General features: G+C 45.3%; 17 protein-coding genes. 5 read left to right on the forward strand and 12 right to left on the reverse strand.

The genetic code is table 11. The features are described 5' to 3' along the window. Positions 1 to 14: 14 nt before the first annotated feature. From vgrG to DBX26_RS06885, 9 genes are all read right to left on the reverse strand, one after another. Positions 15 to 1808 (reverse strand): type VI secretion system tip protein VgrG, encoded by a 1794-nt coding sequence (vgrG, locus tag DBX26_RS06845; RefSeq protein ID WP_118118420.1) that lies wholly within the window; start codon positions 1806 to 1808, stop codon positions 15 to 17. A gap of 12 nt (positions 1809 to 1820) precedes the next feature. After that, on the reverse strand, positions 1821 to 2486 hold the full coding sequence (locus DBX26_RS06850) for a peptidoglycan-binding protein (protein WP_065296770.1): 666 nt from the start codon (positions 2484 to 2486) through the stop codon (positions 1821 to 1823). A 2-nt stretch (positions 2487 to 2488) separates the two neighbouring features. Then, complete coding sequence (locus DBX26_RS06855) at positions 2489 to 2695, reverse strand: hypothetical protein (RefSeq protein WP_065296771.1); 207 nt, start codon at positions 2693 to 2695, stop codon at positions 2489 to 2491. 22 nt (positions 2696 to 2717) lie between these two features. Further along, positions 2718 to 3161 carry a phage tail protein gene (locus DBX26_RS06860; protein ID WP_014231706.1) on the reverse strand — a complete coding sequence of 148 codons (444 nt, stop codon included), beginning with the start codon at positions 3159 to 3161 and terminating at the stop codon, positions 2718 to 2720. 85 nt (positions 3162 to 3246) lie between these two features. After that, the gene (locus tag DBX26_RS06865) at positions 3247 to 3726 is read right to left on the reverse strand and encodes a phage tail protein (protein WP_118118422.1); all 480 of its coding nucleotides are present in this window, start codon (positions 3724 to 3726) and stop codon (positions 3247 to 3249) included. Between the two features lie 82 nt (positions 3727 to 3808). Further along, on the reverse strand, positions 3809 to 5362 hold the full coding sequence (locus DBX26_RS06870; protein WP_014231708.1) for a phage tail sheath C-terminal domain-containing protein: 1554 nt from the start codon (positions 5360 to 5362) through the stop codon (positions 3809 to 3811). A 226-nt stretch (positions 5363 to 5588) separates the two neighbouring features. Next, complete coding sequence (locus tag DBX26_RS06875) at positions 5589 to 6395, reverse strand: hypothetical protein (RefSeq protein WP_118118424.1); 807 nt, start codon at positions 6393 to 6395, stop codon at positions 5589 to 5591. Continuing rightward, the gene (locus tag DBX26_RS06880) at positions 6395 to 6979 is read right to left on the reverse strand and encodes a DUF4255 domain-containing protein (RefSeq protein WP_118118426.1); all 585 of its coding nucleotides are present in this window, start codon (positions 6977 to 6979) and stop codon (positions 6395 to 6397) included. The genes DBX26_RS06875 and DBX26_RS06880 overlap by 1 nt, the downstream gene beginning before the upstream one ends. A gap of 205 nt (positions 6980 to 7184) precedes the next feature. Next, positions 7185 to 7415 carry a PAS factor family protein gene (locus tag DBX26_RS06885; protein ID WP_020333201.1) on the reverse strand — a complete coding sequence of 77 codons (231 nt, stop codon included), beginning with the start codon at positions 7413 to 7415 and terminating at the stop codon, positions 7185 to 7187. A gap of 277 nt (positions 7416 to 7692) precedes the next feature. On the opposite strand from DBX26_RS06885, the gene DBX26_RS06890 reads away from it, so the two are divergent. Further along, complete coding sequence (locus tag DBX26_RS06890) at positions 7693 to 8052, forward strand: hypothetical protein (protein ID WP_118118428.1); 360 nt, start codon at positions 7693 to 7695, stop codon at positions 8050 to 8052. Positions 8053 to 8187: 135 nt separating this feature from the next. Here DBX26_RS06890 and puuE read toward each other — a convergent pair whose 3' ends face one another. Genes puuE through DBX26_RS06905 form a run of 3 tightly spaced genes read right to left on the reverse strand, consistent with a single transcriptional unit; the run spans position 8188 to position 10584 of the window. Next, positions 8188 to 9117 (reverse strand): allantoinase PuuE, encoded by a 930-nt coding sequence (gene puuE, locus DBX26_RS06895; protein WP_118118430.1) that lies wholly within the window; start codon positions 9115 to 9117, stop codon positions 8188 to 8190. Positions 9118 to 9174: 57 nt separating this feature from the next. Next, the gene (locus tag DBX26_RS06900; protein WP_014231714.1) at positions 9175 to 9906 is read right to left on the reverse strand and encodes an aspartate/glutamate racemase family protein; all 732 of its coding nucleotides are present in this window, start codon (positions 9904 to 9906) and stop codon (positions 9175 to 9177) included. Positions 9907 to 9912: 6 nt separating this feature from the next. Then, positions 9913 to 10584 (reverse strand): GntR family transcriptional regulator, encoded by a 672-nt coding sequence (locus DBX26_RS06905; protein ID WP_014231715.1) that lies wholly within the window; start codon positions 10582 to 10584, stop codon positions 9913 to 9915. Between the two features lie 338 nt (positions 10585 to 10922). On the opposite strand from DBX26_RS06905, the gene DBX26_RS06910 reads away from it, so the two are divergent. The 4 genes from DBX26_RS06910 (at position 10923) to DBX26_RS06925 (ending at position 16451) form a co-directional block, all read left to right on the forward strand. Next, positions 10923 to 12362 carry an NCS1 family nucleobase:cation symporter-1 gene (locus DBX26_RS06910; RefSeq protein ID WP_020333204.1) on the forward strand — a complete coding sequence of 480 codons (1440 nt, stop codon included), beginning with the start codon at positions 10923 to 10925 and terminating at the stop codon, positions 12360 to 12362. A 110-nt stretch (positions 12363 to 12472) separates the two neighbouring features. Continuing rightward, positions 12473 to 13654 (forward strand): amidase, encoded by a 1182-nt coding sequence (locus DBX26_RS06915; protein WP_118118432.1) that lies wholly within the window; start codon positions 12473 to 12475, stop codon positions 13652 to 13654. A 2-nt stretch (positions 13655 to 13656) separates the two neighbouring features. Further along, positions 13657 to 15222, forward strand: coding sequence for a gamma-glutamyltransferase family protein (locus DBX26_RS06920; protein WP_174234196.1), 1566 nt, complete (start codon positions 13657 to 13659; stop codon positions 15220 to 15222). Further along, on the forward strand, positions 15222 to 16451 hold the full coding sequence (locus DBX26_RS06925) for an alanine--glyoxylate aminotransferase family protein (protein ID WP_118118436.1): 1230 nt from the start codon (positions 15222 to 15224) through the stop codon (positions 16449 to 16451). The genes DBX26_RS06920 and DBX26_RS06925 overlap by 1 nt, the downstream gene beginning before the upstream one ends. Positions 16452 to 16463: the final 12 nt, after the last annotated feature.

The raw sequence follows: 16463 nt of genomic DNA on the forward strand, positions 1-16463 counted from the left end.
CTTTAAATCAGTCGTTAATTGATATTGACGATTGCGCCTTTAATGGTTGTATTCCCTGAAGCAGACAGTTCTGCACTGGCAGAGCCTTTGGCGGTTAACGAAGTGGTGGCGTCTGCTGAAACGTTCATTCCCTTTATATTGGTGTCTCCCGTCGCTTCGATACTGGTATCACCGGTTGATTTCAGCGAAATGTTTCCGCCCGCCGATATGGTTATGTCTTTAGGGGAATCCAACGTGATTCCACTGTCGTCTAAAGTGACGGTGTTGCTGTTTTGATCGGCGAGCGTAATGGACTTTTCATCGTCACTAATGGTGATCGAATTTTCACCGGGCGTAGTGATGGTGATGACCTTTTTGTCATCGTCGAACTCTATTTTGAGTTTGTTTTTAGTCACTATCGCTTTGGTGTAGTTCTCTTGGGTGAGCTCATAGGGCATCGCTTTTTTACTGCTGTACAAACTGCCGAGAATGATTGGCTGGCCGGGATCTTGGTTGAGGTAACCGAGCACGACCTCATCGTCGATTTCTGGAATAAAAAAGCTGCCACTTTCGTTAGTCGCGTAGTAACTGGAAAGCCTTGCCCAAACCTCGTTATTGGTATCACCTAATGCGGGTACTTTTACTTTGATTCGATATTGGGTTTCTGGGTCTTCATTGAGCTGAGTTACTACGCCGATCTGTAAACCGTCCACGGGAGGAAGCCATCCCGAGGCGGGTGGGGCACCGAGGTCACGATGCTCTGCAGACCATACCGGAGCAAGCCCCAAGTCAACGGTCGTTAGCCACTGACCTTGCTCGATTCTGTGATGTGCCGCGCCGATATAATGAGAGCCGTTGAATCGATCGCCAACGCCTGCTAACTCGATAAGACTATTAATTTGCGCCTTTGCATTACCTTGAAACGTGACAGTGCCACGTACTTTGGCAAGCATCGACTTCGCACGTTGTCCTTTTGCCCAGTTGGTCAGGCTGTCCTGGGTGTAACAGGCTGAGGTTTGTATTCGATATTCACTAATACCTAGCACGTTTGCCAGTTCGCTGGCTGATAAATTCCCCTGATTACTAATCTCGGTCGCTGCAGATTGTTGTGATAGCATTGCCTGTGTACTTGGGTCCCAGGCGGTACTGGTTACACTACTAAATTGATAACGTGCGTCGACTTCCGCACAGAAATTGATCAGGTCAGTTCCGTAGGTAACGACAAGTGCCGCAGGATCACTGACGGAAGGAGCCTCTACCGAAAGTTTGTTTTGCTGGTTTGCTACCACCAAGCCATTTGCTTCAGCACGAGTCAGCATAAAGTCCCAGTCACTGCAGTTAAACTGAACCAGTTCATCGTGTTCAACAGACGTACTGTCTACGCTGTCAGCCGTGATACTTGAGTAGTTGCTAATAAGAGAATTTATGATGTCGCTGTCTTTTTGCTTCAAATAGCATTGGCTTTTTCTCGCTATCGTCATGGCGACCGCTTGATCTTTGCAAGTCACATTGAGTGTGGTTTGGTTGTTTTCGCTGATGCGAATAGCATGATTGGTCACCACGCCTTCGAAGATGGTTTCGTCTTCCGTACCGTAGCCGGCATCGATAGTGATCGTTGACCCTGGCTTAAATGTGTTTCCTGAGCTGACTTCAAAAGTTTGATCAGCGATGTCTCCGTCACGGATCTCAAGCTCTGCATAGGCAATATGGTTTACCTGATAAAAAACATTGACCGAGATAATGCCAATTGAACTCTCAATGACATTGCCATTTGATTTGATGCTTAACGTGACAATGTCACTATTGGTCTCGGTGGGAGATGCTGCCATGTCGCCTCACTTTTAGCTCAGAGGTGGAAAGTAGAGCTTGGTCCCAGGGGCAATGTTTCGCACACTGGGTAATTGGTTGTATGCCGCCACTTTGGAATAGTAGGAGCTGTCTTTGTAAATTTGATGGCAAAGTCCCGGTAAGGTGTCACCCGCTTTAAAAACGACATGATGTGTCAGATCGGGGGAGGACTTTTTGGCAAGTGCTTCTTTCTCTTGCTCAGTGAGAAATTGAGTAAAGTCTAGGGTAGCGGTTGCGCGTAAAGGAACACCACTTGAATCAAAAAGTACGTAAGAGACAGACATGGACGTGAGGCGTCCGCGAAAGCTAAGCGCCGTACCCCAACTGATTTTGACAGGGTTCGGTTCGTGCTGCTTTCCATTATAGTCGTAGATCACTTTCCGAAGCAGAGTCAACTGGTCTTGAACGGACTTTCCTTTTTTATACTCAACCACACCCGTCGCATCGATCATTATTTCAAAACTGAGTTTCTCACTTTGGTATCCCTGAAACTGCACTGTCGGCGCTATATCGCCCTGAGATTGTCGGTGTTTGCAAGGGTCATCGGTATAGCCAATGCCGTAATCCTGCTTGATGGAATTTGGATTAAGCATGGCATTAAAGGTGGTTGCGGTATTACCGGAAGCTGCAATCGACTCAATTTTTAGCTTATCGACCATGCTTAGCGCTCTCTGTTTTCTTGCTGGAGTTTACGGTGCATCCATTTTATGGTTTGGAATTGCGCCGTGTGTTGAGAAGAAACTTCGGAGAGAGCTCCTGTGCCTTTATCCGCGCCGTCACATTGGTGCTCCTTTTTTTGTTTCGATGATTCTTTTTCTTCAGTCGTGACATTGGAACGAATCGACATTTGTTTGATTTCTATGGGCATACGTTAGTCACCTCTTGAACGGCTATTTTGTGCGGCTTGCTCTGCTGTAACAGATTTCAACTTCTTCAATCGCAACGTCATTTTTCGTCGAGTTGAACCCTTCAACTCGCCATTTAACGGGGTAGGCGTTATAGAGCACCCATACCCGGCATGGAGAGCCTTTTTCATCAAGCAATCGGACCGAGACCGTTTTTGGGACGATTGCTTTGGAAAGTTGTGCTTCAAGCGTGTCCTGACACCATTTCACCAATGCCGAACTGGAATCAGCGATACCTCGCTTTAGCGTCAGGTTAGAGTGTTTGATCACTTTAGGTAGGTGATAGACCAGATTATTGCCGCCTTCCTGATAGTCTTCAGTATCTATTTGAGCTTCTAAACCAGAGATTTCCTGAAAAGCAGAATCATCTTGGTTGTTACCGATCACTACGCTGAAGTAAAACGCGGGTAGGGGCCATTCATCTGCCATAAGCTCTGATCTCCAATAACGCTTTGTATGCCACAAACTGGCTTGGTTAACGCATCAAGCACGATAACCAAGCCAATGAGTTGCACTATGAGGTTGTGATTTCTAACCCTTCATGTGCCAGTTCTATGGTTTCTACGGCAACCTCATTACCGTCGGATTTCAAGTCGGTGCCTGTTACTTTTGTTGGCCACGCATTTTTAAGCTTCCAGCTCATCACCACACCACTATCTTGATCAAGTAAGTTTATGGTGACGGCGGTTCGAGCAATGGTGTTCATTTGGATCTTACTAAACCAGTCATAGAACTTGTTATCACTCTTAAAAATGCCTTTTTTCAAAGTGACGTTACTGGTTTTCACTAGCCCCGGCATCTTGATCGTCGAGAACACTTTGCTGTTGCCTGAGCGGTATTCAATTGGTTGGGCTTCGGTATCCAGACCCGATACTTCCTGGAATGCGGCGACCATACTTGCGTCGGCACCAGCACCACCATCCCATTTGACTTCAAAATGGAATTTGGGCATCGGCCATACGGTTTCTGATTGAGCTGAACCATCATCTGCCATGGTAGTCTCCTTTCTACAATTCGTTCATAAAGTTACGAAGGACTACGGCTAAAAGCCTTCTGCGCTTTTGAGTACTAAGTAATTATGATTCTTGCATTTTTTGCTGGAAGGTAATCTCAATGAATTCAGCCGGACGACTAATGGCTACCAACACTGTAATTCTCAAAATACCTTCTAGAATATCGTCGCCGGTCATTGTTTTACCCAGCCCGACGCTAACGCTGTATGCCTCGCCAGGGGATGCCCCCGCCAGACCGCCACGTTTCCAAATGCCGTATAGGAAGTTACCAATCATGCTTTCCATCGATACCCAGGTGCTAGAGACGTTCGGCTCAAAAACATAAGCCTTTGAGGCAAGTTTGATAGATTCTTCAAGCATAATCATGGTTCGACGAACGTTAATGTATCGCCAGTCAAGGCTGTTACCATCAAGTGTGCGTCCACCCCAAACTAAGGTGCCTTCACCAACAAATGGTCGAATCGCGTTAATGGATTTACCTTGAGTAGTAACGTTGAGATCTTCTTGTTCGTCATCGCTGATATTAACCGTTGGAGAGACAACGGCGTTTAGGCTGACGTTAGCAGGTGCTTTCCAGACCCCTCTTGAATTATCGACCATGGTATAGATACCAGCCATTGCCGCCGCTGGAGGAAGTATGTTCTGTTGGTGCTTCACTTCCTTCATGATGGTTTGGTAAAGCGGGCTGATGGTTTGTAGTACCTTATTAAGCAGTACCTGTTCTTGATCAGGTAAGTCTGTCGCGAGCTTGGCAATTTCATCAAGCATTTGCTGTTTACGAGTAACACGAAGTTTATTACTGCCGCTGTTTAGCTCATCATCGGAAAGGCCATCAAGATCTTTGAATGCCTCGTTGACTTCATTGGTGAGTAATTCAGAAAGCTTATCTAAGTTGCTAATGTTATGGAAGTTAACATCACTGTCTTGAACGATGGAAGTATTGAGCCAAGGGTAGTAAGCCGAGGAATAATCCAGATAATTAATACCAAGTTTAGAACGGAAGTTTTCTATACAGTCACCACTTGGATCCTGACGATCTTTAAATCCTTCCCAGATATCGAGTATCGCGACTCTATTTTTCATCTTACCACCACAATGACCAAGCATGGCTTGCTGGACATTAATGCACGCATCTTCTGCCAGTTGCACACTTTCAGGGATCACGAGCATGGTAGCCTCAGGCTCTTTAATCAGCGGGTCAATTCCCCCTTTTAAAACGCCTGGGTCGAGGTCATCACTATAGCCTCCAACTGACACGATATAGCAAGGCCCACCGCCATTTTGAAAGAAAAATAGCATATTGTGATAGAGCGTATAGCGTGTATTCGATTGCTTTATCTGATAAGCCGTACCTTGTTGGCTGAAAGCGACCGCGGCACTCGCATCATCACCAGCTTCACTGATCTCAAAGGTTGGTAACGGCGCGCCACCGAAGTACTGGCGAAACTCTGACATCGAAGTGATGCGCCAGGGTACTTTACTCAGCGATTTTCCGCCATTTTCAGCTTTCTCTGTATAGCCAATAAACGCTGGCACAGCAGTAGCGACCTCGACAACAGAATTGGGGAAGGCATTTTTCTCAACTATGTAAACGCCCGGTGTTTTCATTACAACCATAGTTAAATCCTTTAAGTGAGAATTGAATGGTTACCAAATGCTCGCGATTAGCAGAGTAATACTTCACCCAGTACTGCTGTCATAGCGAGGCAGTTACTAATAAATAATGTAGTAAACAAAATGCACTGCATTTAAATTAATATTAGATGTGCAAACTGATTTTTGTATCATTAAGATTTATTTGGAATGTAAATCACTGTTTTCAATTTAAAAACAGTTTTTATCGCTAGGCCAAAAAAATATGGCACAGTCGTTGAGGTTGATTATCGACTGTTTCAATTTCAATGTGAGCGGGGCTGGCGGAGGCGAGACGACGGTAAATGATTTTATGGTTGGCTTTGAGTTGAAGTGTCAAATCAGAACGGTGCAAAACGGGCAGCGAGGTATTGGAGCGGAATACTAGGCAAGGCTTATGATTGAGATGCTGTATCCCGATACTTTTAAATGTAAGTTCGCCGTTGGAGTCGATAATTTGATATTCCTTCGACTCATTGTTGGTAAAAAAATAATACTGCCAATAAGCGTAAGTGTGGCTGTAATTTAATATTACTTGTCTGTTTTCATTATAAAAATAGTCGTCATTAATTGTCAGATTTATTATTCCGACAAGGTTTTGACTTAATTCAAATTCTGAAATAGCAGCGTATTGATCACCGCTGATAATATCTTCAGCGGTCAACCATTGTTTGGGAGACACCGAAAGAGGCGACTCACTACCTAAATGCATCTCGAATAGTGCAACCGACATCGGTGTGGACAATGGAATATCGGTATAATTACGAAATAGAGGGTCTTTACTGAATACTTTAAATTGCAATAACGCAGGAGAGTCAGGTGGAGAGATCTCTTTCAGCATGTCTATGTCTGCAACAACATATACCCCACCAATTGTAGGCTTTAAAAACATGTAGTGATGCTTTAGCCATTGAATCGTATCGTTTGTCGGAACCACATCAACAGGTACGCTCATACGGCTGTTAGAAAAGTACTCATGATTGACCGAAAGTGCGATATAGGGAACGTAATTCGACATTATTGCTCCCGTTTTTTTAAGTTAGATTTGACGAAATTTAACGGCCCAGATTGTAGCAATATCGCTTCGCTGTTCGGGATCGCAACACGTACCTGATAGACGCATGAAGGCAGGTAATGGGAACCAAGCATGCTCCACATGTGGCTCAAGTTTGCTTCTGTGAGAGTCGCCATTTCCATCGCGATTTGTTCGACAAACTCAGGCATGTCGGGGGAGTTCTGTCGATTGAATAACGGGTTTCGATTAAAAAAGGCCAGCAAATGAGACAATATTTTTAAGCCATCGGTGTAATTGGATGCAGAGAAGTTTGCAGCTACCACCACGGAAACCGCTAAAAATAGAGGCTTGTTCGATATTGCGGATCGAGAAGTGGGCTGGAAAGCGGCGATATTTCCTCCCTTGGAAAAGGGATCTTTTTCCAGACCGCTAATAAAAATAAGCACTTTATTTTCATTAGAGCCATTACTTTGCTTATTAATATCAGAAGGGGAAGCCACAATGACTAGGTTGTCTGACAGATCAAAAGCAGAGTTTATTGACTGATTCATGCGTTCGCACAGGTACTCAAGACAGCTATCTAACATAGGTTTCTCACTCTCGGTTAAAACTTAGTTTAGCTAGATTTAATTGGATTGCTGTGCAAGTTAAACAAATTCTTTGTGGGGCTTAGATGTATTGGGCTAAACAAAAGGGGTGATGACGGGTTGGCTGTTGAGCGGTTTTACATTGAAAAAGCAGAATTCAAAAAAGGCCCGGTTGAGATGCGGACCTTAAACAAGACAACGAAAATTACCGTTCAGGAGTTTCCAGTAATTTGATGACGCTCTCTACCGTGTTGTTAAGCGCCTCGCTGTTGTCGAGTTTACCAGAGCTTGCCGGACCAAGTGCACACGTATACAAAATCAGCTGCTTATCGAATGGCAGATCGAGCTGCTCGTATAAGTCTTGACGGATTTTGGCGTGTTGTTCTGGTTCCTGGTTTGCAAGGCTAACTAGTGTGTCATAAATAAGATTTTTCATTGTAATTACGTTTCTTATTGTTGGGGGTGCATATAGTTTAGTGGTTTGCAAGACGAAAATCCGACGCTTAGGTCACATATCAACGGGTTTAACAGGTATTGGTGTAATTAGCTGGATGAATAATTTGGTGTGATTTTTATTACTAGCAGTTTTCACTGCACAAATTGGTTCGTTTGCACTAAAGCTTAAGGGATCATTAAAGTTTTGAGCAAAATCCACCTTGAGAAGCTTCTTATGAGCTTTAATGTACTGAGGTGAGCGAAACAAAGGTGGCAATATGTTAAGTAAACTAAACAATCGTCTTTCTACCGTGGCAGAGCACATGGCAAACCTTGAATATCAGCTTGGCACTTATCTTCAACCGGGGCAGTATTCTTGTGTCGTGCAAGGTGAAGAGGTATTTCTCGAGTATCAGCACGATCTAGAATTTGAGAACGCCTCGGGCCAAGCGGAATCGCTATTGAGATTGTTCAATATCCCGTTGAGCGGTGACGAGAGAAAGTTGTTGGTTGAGGTGACAGGTAAGGGCAACACAACCAAACTGCACTTGAATCTATCCTGCGAGAATGAAACTGACCTCTTGCTCAAGTATGTCTGCTCCGAGCTTTTGTCTGCGTTTCGTTCATTAGCAACGTGATAAAGGGAATGCTCAAAAATAAGTGAAGGCAGTGCAACAGAAAGAGTCATCGAGAGTGATGTAAAGCTCTCGATGAACTGAGTGGCTAGCGAAATAATTCTCGCTCTTTTTGATACTTATTTGGTCAAAAGTCAATTACGCTGGTGGATGGTTTTCAATCCAGTGTCTTGCTATGTCTTCACGGGTTGCTACCCAAACTGCATCATGAGACTGAACGTAGTCCAAGAAACGTTTTAACGCTTTGAAGCGACCTGGCTTACCAACCACGCGACAGTGCAGACCGACCGACATCATTTTAGGGGTTTCAGCCCCTTCTTCGTACAAGCAATCAAAGTGATCTTTCAGATATTCGAAAAACTCGTCACCGTGGCTAAAACCGTAAGGGGAGGAGAAACGCATGTCGTTGGTGTCTAATGTATACGGAACCACAAGGTGTGGTCGGGTGCTGCCTGCGTTATTTTTGTCTGATACTTGTGTCCAGAAAGGCAGATCATCGCCGTAATAGTCCGAATCGTAAAGCAGGCCGTCTTGCTCTGCGACAAGTTCACGTGTATTCGGTGAATCACGTCCGGTATACCAACCAACTGGGCGAGTGCCTGTCAGTTCTTCGATGATATCCAGTGCTTGAATCATATGCTCGCGTTCAACGTCAATTGGTGTGTTCTGATAGTGCAGCCATTTGAGACCGTGACAGGCAATTTCATGACCTTCTTCAATGATCGCTTTGGTGACTTCTGGGTTACGCTGCAGTGCAGTGGCAACGCCAAACACGGTTAGCGGAAGTTCACGACGTTTAAACTCGTTTAAGATACGCCACACACCAACACGGGACCCGTATTCATACAGTGACTCCATGCTCATGTGTCGGTCTTTATACGCTTCCGCACCCGCGATTTCAGATAGGAATGTTTCTGAATGCTCGTCACCGTGAAGCACGCAATTTTCCCCGCCTTCTTCATAGTTCAGGACAAATTGCACGGCAATCTTAGCGTTATTAGGCCAGTTAGCGTGAGGGATGTTATCTCTTCCGTAACCGATATAATCGCGAGGGTTATTTTCTTCCATAAAGTAAACCTTGATATAAATATTCTTCTAAAAAGCAGGATGGGTATGTGGTGACTTTTACTGTGACCAGTGCTTGAAAATTCCGTGGATTGGCTTCACCAACGGTGCCCCGTATTGGCCACTTTTCGATGTCACTAAGTTGAGTTGGTGCAGTGACTCAGCAAGTTTCACTGCCGCAGCAACACCATCGATCACAGGTACATTCAGTTCTTCTGAAAGCTCGTTGGCTAAGTCAGACATGCCAGCACAACCGAGTACGATGGCTTCGGCACCGTCTTCTTTGATTGCTTTACGGCATTCTTCAGCAAGTAGCTGATAAGTGTCCATACTTAGAGATTCAAGTTCCAATACCGGAATATCTGTCGCTCGAACACCGCTGCACAAGTGGTGGTAACCGTATCTTTGAAGAAGGTGTTCACTTGCTGGTAGTGTTCTGGTCATTGTAGTGACGACGCCAAAGCGGTAAGACACCAAGCTTGCGAGTTGGAACGCTGCACCTGCGATACCAATCACTGGCTTGGTTGCAATCTCACGTGCTGCGTCAAGAGCAGGATCACCGAAGCAGGCGATAATGTGTGCATCGACACCTTGCTCTTCGCCAGTGCGAATCACATCAAGGAGCGCTGCAGCAGCGAGCGTTTCGTCAAATGCACATTCAATGCTTTCCGGACCGTTAACTGGTGAAGACGCGATGATTTCCGTGCCAGGTAAGGCAACGGTTTGTGCGCTGATCGCAATTTTGTCTGTCATTCCCTGACAAGTATTAGGGTTGATCAAATTGATTTTCATTTTGTATTAGTCCGTTTCGCAAAAAAGTTTATGAAAATTAACCGGCTCTTTAGATTTCGATTCCAACTCCAATGACGATTTGATCACGACCAAGTGATGCTTCATCCATTGCTGAGCTTTTTCATCCTGAAAGTTGTCGAGCAGATCGATAAGTTCTGAGTGAGAGCCACAATCGCAGCTTACGCTATGTTTTGAGCCGTACGCGGCGATGACCAGTGAAGAGCGGTAACAAAGCTGTTCAACAAATTCGGCCAATACGGAATTTCCCGACTGTTTGGCCAGTTCATAGTGAAACTTAGCTGTCAGCTGGATAGATTCGGCTAAATCACCATGTTGGGTCGCTTTATCTTCCTGAGTAACAATGGATCGCAAATAATTAGACTGCTTTTCGTCCCAGTTACGAAGAATGTCGGTAATCAGCAGTGGCTCAAGTAAAATTCGGCTGTTCAGCACCTCTTCAGCTTCCTGTTTGCTAGGGCTGTTCACGTGGGCGCCTTTATTCGGTTGAATAACCACAAATCGTTCAAGCGCTAATCGTTGCAACACTTTACGAATGCCAGTTCGGCTCACGCCAAAAGCTTCTGAGAGTTTGTCTTCTGGAAGACGCTCTCCGGGCTCAAGTTTGTGTTCAACAATCGCCTTCAATATTTGTTGATAGATCTTTTCATCGTTTGACATAGGTAATCGATCCAAATTTTTTATCCAACCCAATAAAGCAATATGTATACCACTAAACAATCTCGCATGCATCATTGTATACAATCTTAATTTAAATCTTTGCCAATTCTAGTGTCTATAGTGATTGCCTATTCAAATTACTTGACCAAAAGGACAGGTGAGTTGAGTATATACGGACTGCTTGTGGCACCAAATATGTGCACTATGGTCAAATCTGGTGCGCTATAAGGGCGATTTCATAGGGCAAGTTTCACCAATTCGTTGTATGGCGGGGGTTTTCAGAATTGGCACGCTAATTGTATTTGAGATTGTATACAATTAGTAATAGAGATAAGCACATGAAAAAGGAATTACCTGTTAGCCCAAGGCTAAGCAACGAGGATCTAGCACCCGAGAAGGAACAGAAGTGGGGCTGGTATAGCATCTTCGCTTTTTGGATGTCAGACGTGCACAGTGTAGGGGGATATGTATTTGCAGCGAGTTTGTTTGCGCTTGGATTGAATGGTATCCAAGTCTTCATCAGCTTGTTAGCGGGGATATCAATTGTATTAGTATTTGCCAACTTGATGGGTAAGCCAGGACAAAAAGCGGGCGTACCGTTCCCTGTCGTCGCTCGTATGTCGTTTGGTGTGTTTGGTGCGAATATTCCAGCTGTAATTCGAGGCATTATTGCTGTCGTTTGGTACGGTATTCAAACTTACTTAGCATCAAGTTCGTTCATTATCTTGCTGCTGTACTTCTTCCCATCGATGGAGAGTTTAGCAAATGACTCGTTCCTAGGTTTATCTTACTTAGGTTGGGTTGGCTTTAGCTCAATGTGGGTACTGCAAGCAATCGTATTTATGTTCGGTATGGACATGATTCGTAAAGTGATTGATTGGTCTGGCCCTGCGATTTACATTGCTATGTTTGCTCTTTGTGCATACATGATCAATCTGGCAGGTTGGGAGAACATCAGCTTTAACCTAGGTAAAGAAACACTGGTTGGTTCTGAAGCAATCATTCAGATGATCATCGCTACAGCACTGGTTGCAGGTTACTTTGCGGGTCCAACACTTAACTTTAGTGACTTCTCTCGTTACTGTACAAGCTACAAAGACTTGAAACTTGGTAACTTGTTAGGTCTGCCACTGAACTTTATTGTGTTCTCTTTGTTCAGTGTGGTTATTGTGTCAGCATCGATTCCAGTTTTCGGAGAGATGATTGTTGACCCGGTTGAAACAGTTAAACGCCTTGATTCTGGCTTAATCACTGTTCTTGGTGCATTGACCTTTATTTTCGCGACAGTCGGCATCAACATCGTGGCTAACTTTGTTGCACCAGCGTTTGACTTCTCGAATGTGTCACCACAGAAAATCAGCTTTAAAATGGGTGGTTTCATCGCAGCGTTTGGTTCAATCCTACTGACTCCTTGGAACCTGTTTAACAACCCAGAAGTGATTCACTACACGGTTGACGTTTTAGCCGCGATGATTGGTCCACTATACGGCATCATCATTGTTGACTACTTCATTGTGAAGAAAGGACAAATCGATGTCCCATCGCTTTACACTGAATCGCCACAAGGTCAGTACTGGTACAAAAACGGCGTTAACATGAACAGTGTTTATGCGCTAGTAATCGCAAGTGTCGCTGCCATTATTGCAACCTTCTTTGTCACGGAATTAGCGAACTACGCGTTGTTTATCGGTGGTTTCGTTTCAGCAATCGTGTACAAACAGTTGATGCAAAAGAAATTGTTTTGGGTATCAAAGGCAGCTTTAGCAAAGCAACAATAAACAACTTTATGCGTGGCTTTAAATTGAATTAAATCGCCAACTTAAAGATAAAGTAAACAAGTAACTCAACTAGTGGTTGCTTGTTTACTTCAAAGGAATGAGAAGAAAGAATGGAAATCGATCAACGTATTTATTGTACCCAAGGACCTGATTACCTACCGGCTTTAAAGCAAGGCTCACTGAATGGATTGAGTTTTGTCTTTAAAGATCTCTTTGACGTAGAGGGATATGTCACCGGAGCAGGAAACCCTAAGTGGCTAGAGACTCACAGCAAAGCAGAAAGTACTTCGCCACTCATCATCTCGCTTTTAAATGCAGGAGCAGAGTGCAAAGGCCGAGTTCAAACGGATGAGCTAGCTTACAGCCTGAATGGTATTAATGTTCACTATGGTACTCCGGTTAATCCGCTCGCGCCTGATTGTTTACCCGGTGGTTCTTCAAGTGGCAGTGCTGTCGCGGTAGCAAAAGGTGACGTTGATTTTTCTATCGGAACAGATACTGGTGGTTCGGTTCGTGTACCCGCGAGTTACTGCGGCCTTTTCGGCTTACGCCCAACATTGGGTCAGTTGTCACTAGAAAGCAGTTTCACACTGGCTGAAAGCTTCGATACCGCAGGTGTATTCAGCAGAGACCTATCAACGCTGGAAAACGTGTATGCATGTCTTGGCCCCGAAACTCAGGCTCAAACTGTCGCGAAAACCCTGATTTTGGATCAAAGCTTGTCAAAAACTCTGGGAAGTGAGCGCCTAGAGGAACTGAAGCAGTGGGCTGACAGTGCAAATATTCAGCTTGAATACAGCAATGCTCTGCAAGACGCAGGCTATGACCTTGGCGAATTAAGCGCATTATTCCGAACCATCCAAGGTTACGAAATTATTGACCGCCACAATTCATGGCTTGATGAGTGGCAACATACGCTGGCACCAGCAATACAAGAACGAGTTGTATGGGCGCGTACCATTTCGGCTCAAGATTATCGTAAAGGGAAAGAACAACAAGCGAAGTTTACCAGCTGGCTAGCTGAGCAACTTGCGGACAAGGATACGTTGTGGGTATTACCGACCACCCCAGGAAAATCACCTAAGCTCACGACTCCAGATGCAGACTTAGCGGAATATCGCTCTGATCTTATGGGGCTAACCAGTCTCGCGGGTTTAAGTGGATTCCCTCAACTTCATATCCCAATGAATAACGTAACAAATGGACCTTGTGGTGTGTCGTTACTTGGGTCTGCTAACAGCGAATACGATCTGATTGCGACAGCGTCGTCTTTAATCAAAGGAGAGTCTTAATGGTGTTTCAAACCGCATTTACCGCCCCGCATCACAAAGCAACGGAAGTGGGAAAACAAATCTTAGAACAAGGCGGAACGGCTGCTGAAGCGATGGTCGCGGCTGCGTCAATGATTGCGGTGCAATACCCTCATATGAACAGCATTGGCGGTGACGGATTTTGGTTAATCAGTAAGCCGGGAGAAGCACCAGTTGCCATAGATGCATGCGGAGCAGCGGCATTATCCATCGACCCAGATTACTACCGCGCATTGGGCACCGAGCTGCCTGAAAAAGGTGGCGAAGCGTCTATTACCATGGCTGGCACAGTAGCAGGTTGGCAAAAAGCGCTGGAAATTGACGGTGGCAAACTGCCTTTAAGCACTCTGTTACAACCTTCTATTGACGCTGCACGAAACGGCATTGAAGTCACTCAAAGCCTTGTCGATGCGAGTGTAAAAACCTTTGAGCGCTTAAAAGATGAAGCCGAATTCAGCCGTTTGTTCTTTGATAACGGTGAAACGTTAAAACTTGGCGAAACGGTGTCAAACCCGGCGCTGGCAAAAACGCTGGAAAGATTGGCCGAGGTAGGGTTGGATGACTTTTACCGAGGTGAGATCGCAGAACTGGCAGCAAAAGAGCTTCAAGAGGTGGGAAGTCCGCTAACGATTGAAGATTTTCATCAGCATCAGGCATTGGTTACGACTCCACTAAACGTTGAGACCTCAAAAGGTCAGCTTTATAACCTAGGTGCACCGACGCAGGGATTGGCATCGTTATTAATTTTAGCGATATACGATCGCTTAGCATCGCAAGCAAACTCAGAGCTAGATCATATTCATTTACTCGTCGAAGCGACGAAGCAAGCATTTATTATTCGCGACAAAGTCGTTACCGATGAACGCTTTTTAAACAAGCCACTGCAAGAGTACTTAGATGAAAGTGTGGTGGCAGAGTGCGCAGAGCGTATCTCATTAACCCAAGCTCAGCCATGGCCTTATCAGGCAAAACCGGGCGACACCATCTGGATGGGCGCAACTGACCAATACGGCACAATGGTGAGTTTTATTCAGAGTGTTTACTGGGAGTTTGGCTCAGGCGTTGTACTTCCATCGACCGGAATTATGTGGAACGTCAGAGGCAAAAGCTTCTCGCTAGATAGCGAACATCACAATGCTTTAGTACCTGGCAAAAAGCCGTTCCACACACTGAACCCAGCTTATGCTGAGCTTAAAGATGGCCGACGCATCGTGTACGGAACGATGGGCGGAGAAGGGCAACCGCAAACTCAGGCTTGTTTATTCAGCCGACACATTTATCAAAACATGTCTCTGCAACAAGCCGTGTCGATGCCTCGATGGCTGTTGGGCAGAACATGGGGTGATGCGACAAACAATTTACGACTTGAAGAAGACTTGTACAGCGAATACGGGCAAACATTAACGCAGATGGGCCACCAAGTGACTCAGGTTGAAAACCTGAGTGAGCTGATGGGACACGCGGGAGCAATAACCCTGGATCAGCAAGGACAGGCAGACGCAACGAGTGACCCTCGCAGCGATGGCGATATATTTTTAGGAGAGAGATAATGACAACTCAAACGCTATTTGAAACTTTGAACCCACCACAACGTTTGTTGATGGGTCCTGGCCCAATTAATGCCTATCCACGTGTGCACCAAGCCATTTCACAGGCTTTAATCGGTCAATATGATCCGGTTATGACGGGCTACATGACGCAAGTTCAGTCGCTGTATCGTGGTGTATTCGAAACGCAAAACCAACAAACCATGCTGGTTGACGGTACGGCACGTTCAGGTATCGAAGCAGTACTTGTCTCAGTGATTAAGCCGGGTGATAAAGTACTTATCCCAATTATTGGCCGTTTTGGCCACCTGTTGAGTGAAATCGCGAATCGTGTTGGCGCAAAAGTCAAAACCATTGACGTTGAGTGGGGCGAAGTGTGTCCACCGGAACTGGTTGAAAAAGCGATCAAAGAATTCCAGCCAAAGCTACTGGCGACGGTACAAGGTGACACTTCAACAACCATGAACCAGCCACTGGCAGAGTTCGGTGAAATCTGTAAACGTCATGGCGTGTTGTTCTACTGTGATGCAACAGCATCGATTGCAGGTAATGCACTTAAAGTCGACGAATGGAATCTTGATGCCGTTTCAGCCGGTTTACAAAAATGTCTTGGCGGTCCTTCTGGTAGTTCTCCAATTACGTTAAGCGATCAATGTGCCGAACTGATCAATCGTCGTAAACACGTTGAAGCAGGTATTCGCGCTGATCACCACACGGCGGGTGAAGAAGAGATCATTCGTTCGAACTACTTCGATTTGTCGATGATCATGGATTACTGGGGACCAGAGCGTCTTAACCACCACACCGAAGCAACCAGTATGCTTTACGCGGCGCGTGAATGTGCACGCATCTACCTTGAAGAAGGCGCGGATAACGTGATTGCTCGCCACAAGCAAGCGGGTGATGCAATGGCGTGTGGTCTGCAAGCGATGGGATTAGAGCTGTTTGGTAACCAGAAGTACAAAATGAACAACGTTGTGGGTGTCTACATTCCTAAAGAAGTGGACGGCAATAAAGTACGTCAGGAGCTGCTTAATAGCTTTGGTATTGAGATTGGCACGTCATTTGGTCCATTGGACGGCAAAATCTGGCGCATCGGCACTATGGGCTACAACGCACGTCAAGAAGCGGTATTAACCACGCTTGCTGCGCTGGAAGCCATCCTTATCCGTAATAAAGCCAAAATCATTCCGGGACAAGCAGTCATTGCTGCGATGGAAAAATATGTTTAATGCCATTAAGAG

The organism is Vibrio sp. dhg (assembly GCF_003443775.1).
In the GTDB taxonomy this organism is placed as follows: domain Bacteria; phylum Pseudomonadota; class Gammaproteobacteria; order Enterobacterales; family Vibrionaceae; genus Vibrio; species Vibrio natriegens.

Excerpts from the sequence above, each read along its gene's own strand:
- vgrG (WP_118118420.1), bottom strand. The coding sequence starts at position 1,808 with ATGGCAGCATCTCCCACCGAGACCAATAGTGACATTGTCACGTTAAGC.
- DBX26_RS06850 (WP_065296770.1), bottom strand. The coding sequence starts at position 2,486 with ATGGTCGATAAGCTAAAAATTGAGTCGATTGCAGCTTCCGGTAATACC.
- DBX26_RS06855 (WP_065296771.1), bottom strand. The coding sequence starts at position 2,695 with ATGCCCATAGAAATCAAACAAATGTCGATTCGTTCCAATGTCACGACT.
- DBX26_RS06860 (WP_014231706.1), bottom strand. The coding sequence starts at position 3,161 with ATGGCAGATGAATGGCCCCTACCCGCGTTTTACTTCAGCGTAGTGATC.
- DBX26_RS06865 (WP_118118422.1), bottom strand. The coding sequence starts at position 3,726 with ATGGCAGATGATGGTTCAGCTCAATCAGAAACCGTATGGCCGATGCCC.
- DBX26_RS06870 (WP_014231708.1), bottom strand. The coding sequence starts at position 5,362 with ATGGTTGTAATGAAAACACCGGGCGTTTACATAGTTGAGAAAAATGCC.
- DBX26_RS06875 (WP_118118424.1), bottom strand. The coding sequence starts at position 6,395 with ATGTCGAATTACGTTCCCTATATCGCACTTTCGGTCAATCATGAGTAC.
- DBX26_RS06880 (WP_118118426.1), bottom strand. The coding sequence starts at position 6,979 with ATGTTAGATAGCTGTCTTGAGTACCTGTGCGAACGCATGAATCAGTCA.
- DBX26_RS06885 (WP_020333201.1), bottom strand. The coding sequence starts at position 7,415 with ATGAAAAATCTTATTTATGACACACTAGTTAGCCTTGCAAACCAGGAA.
- DBX26_RS06890 (WP_118118428.1), top strand. The coding sequence starts at position 7,693 with ATGTTAAGTAAACTAAACAATCGTCTTTCTACCGTGGCAGAGCACATG.
- puuE (WP_118118430.1), bottom strand. The coding sequence starts at position 9,117 with ATGGAAGAAAATAACCCTCGCGATTATATCGGTTACGGAAGAGATAAC.
- DBX26_RS06900 (WP_014231714.1), bottom strand. The coding sequence starts at position 9,906 with ATGAAAATCAATTTGATCAACCCTAATACTTGTCAGGGAATGACAGAC.
- DBX26_RS06905 (WP_014231715.1), bottom strand. The coding sequence starts at position 10,584 with ATGTCAAACGATGAAAAGATCTATCAACAAATATTGAAGGCGATTGTT.
- DBX26_RS06910 (WP_020333204.1), top strand. The coding sequence starts at position 10,923 with ATGAAAAAGGAATTACCTGTTAGCCCAAGGCTAAGCAACGAGGATCTA.
- DBX26_RS06915 (WP_118118432.1), top strand. The coding sequence starts at position 12,473 with ATGGAAATCGATCAACGTATTTATTGTACCCAAGGACCTGATTACCTA.
- DBX26_RS06925 (WP_118118436.1), top strand. The coding sequence starts at position 15,222 with ATGACAACTCAAACGCTATTTGAAACTTTGAACCCACCACAACGTTTG.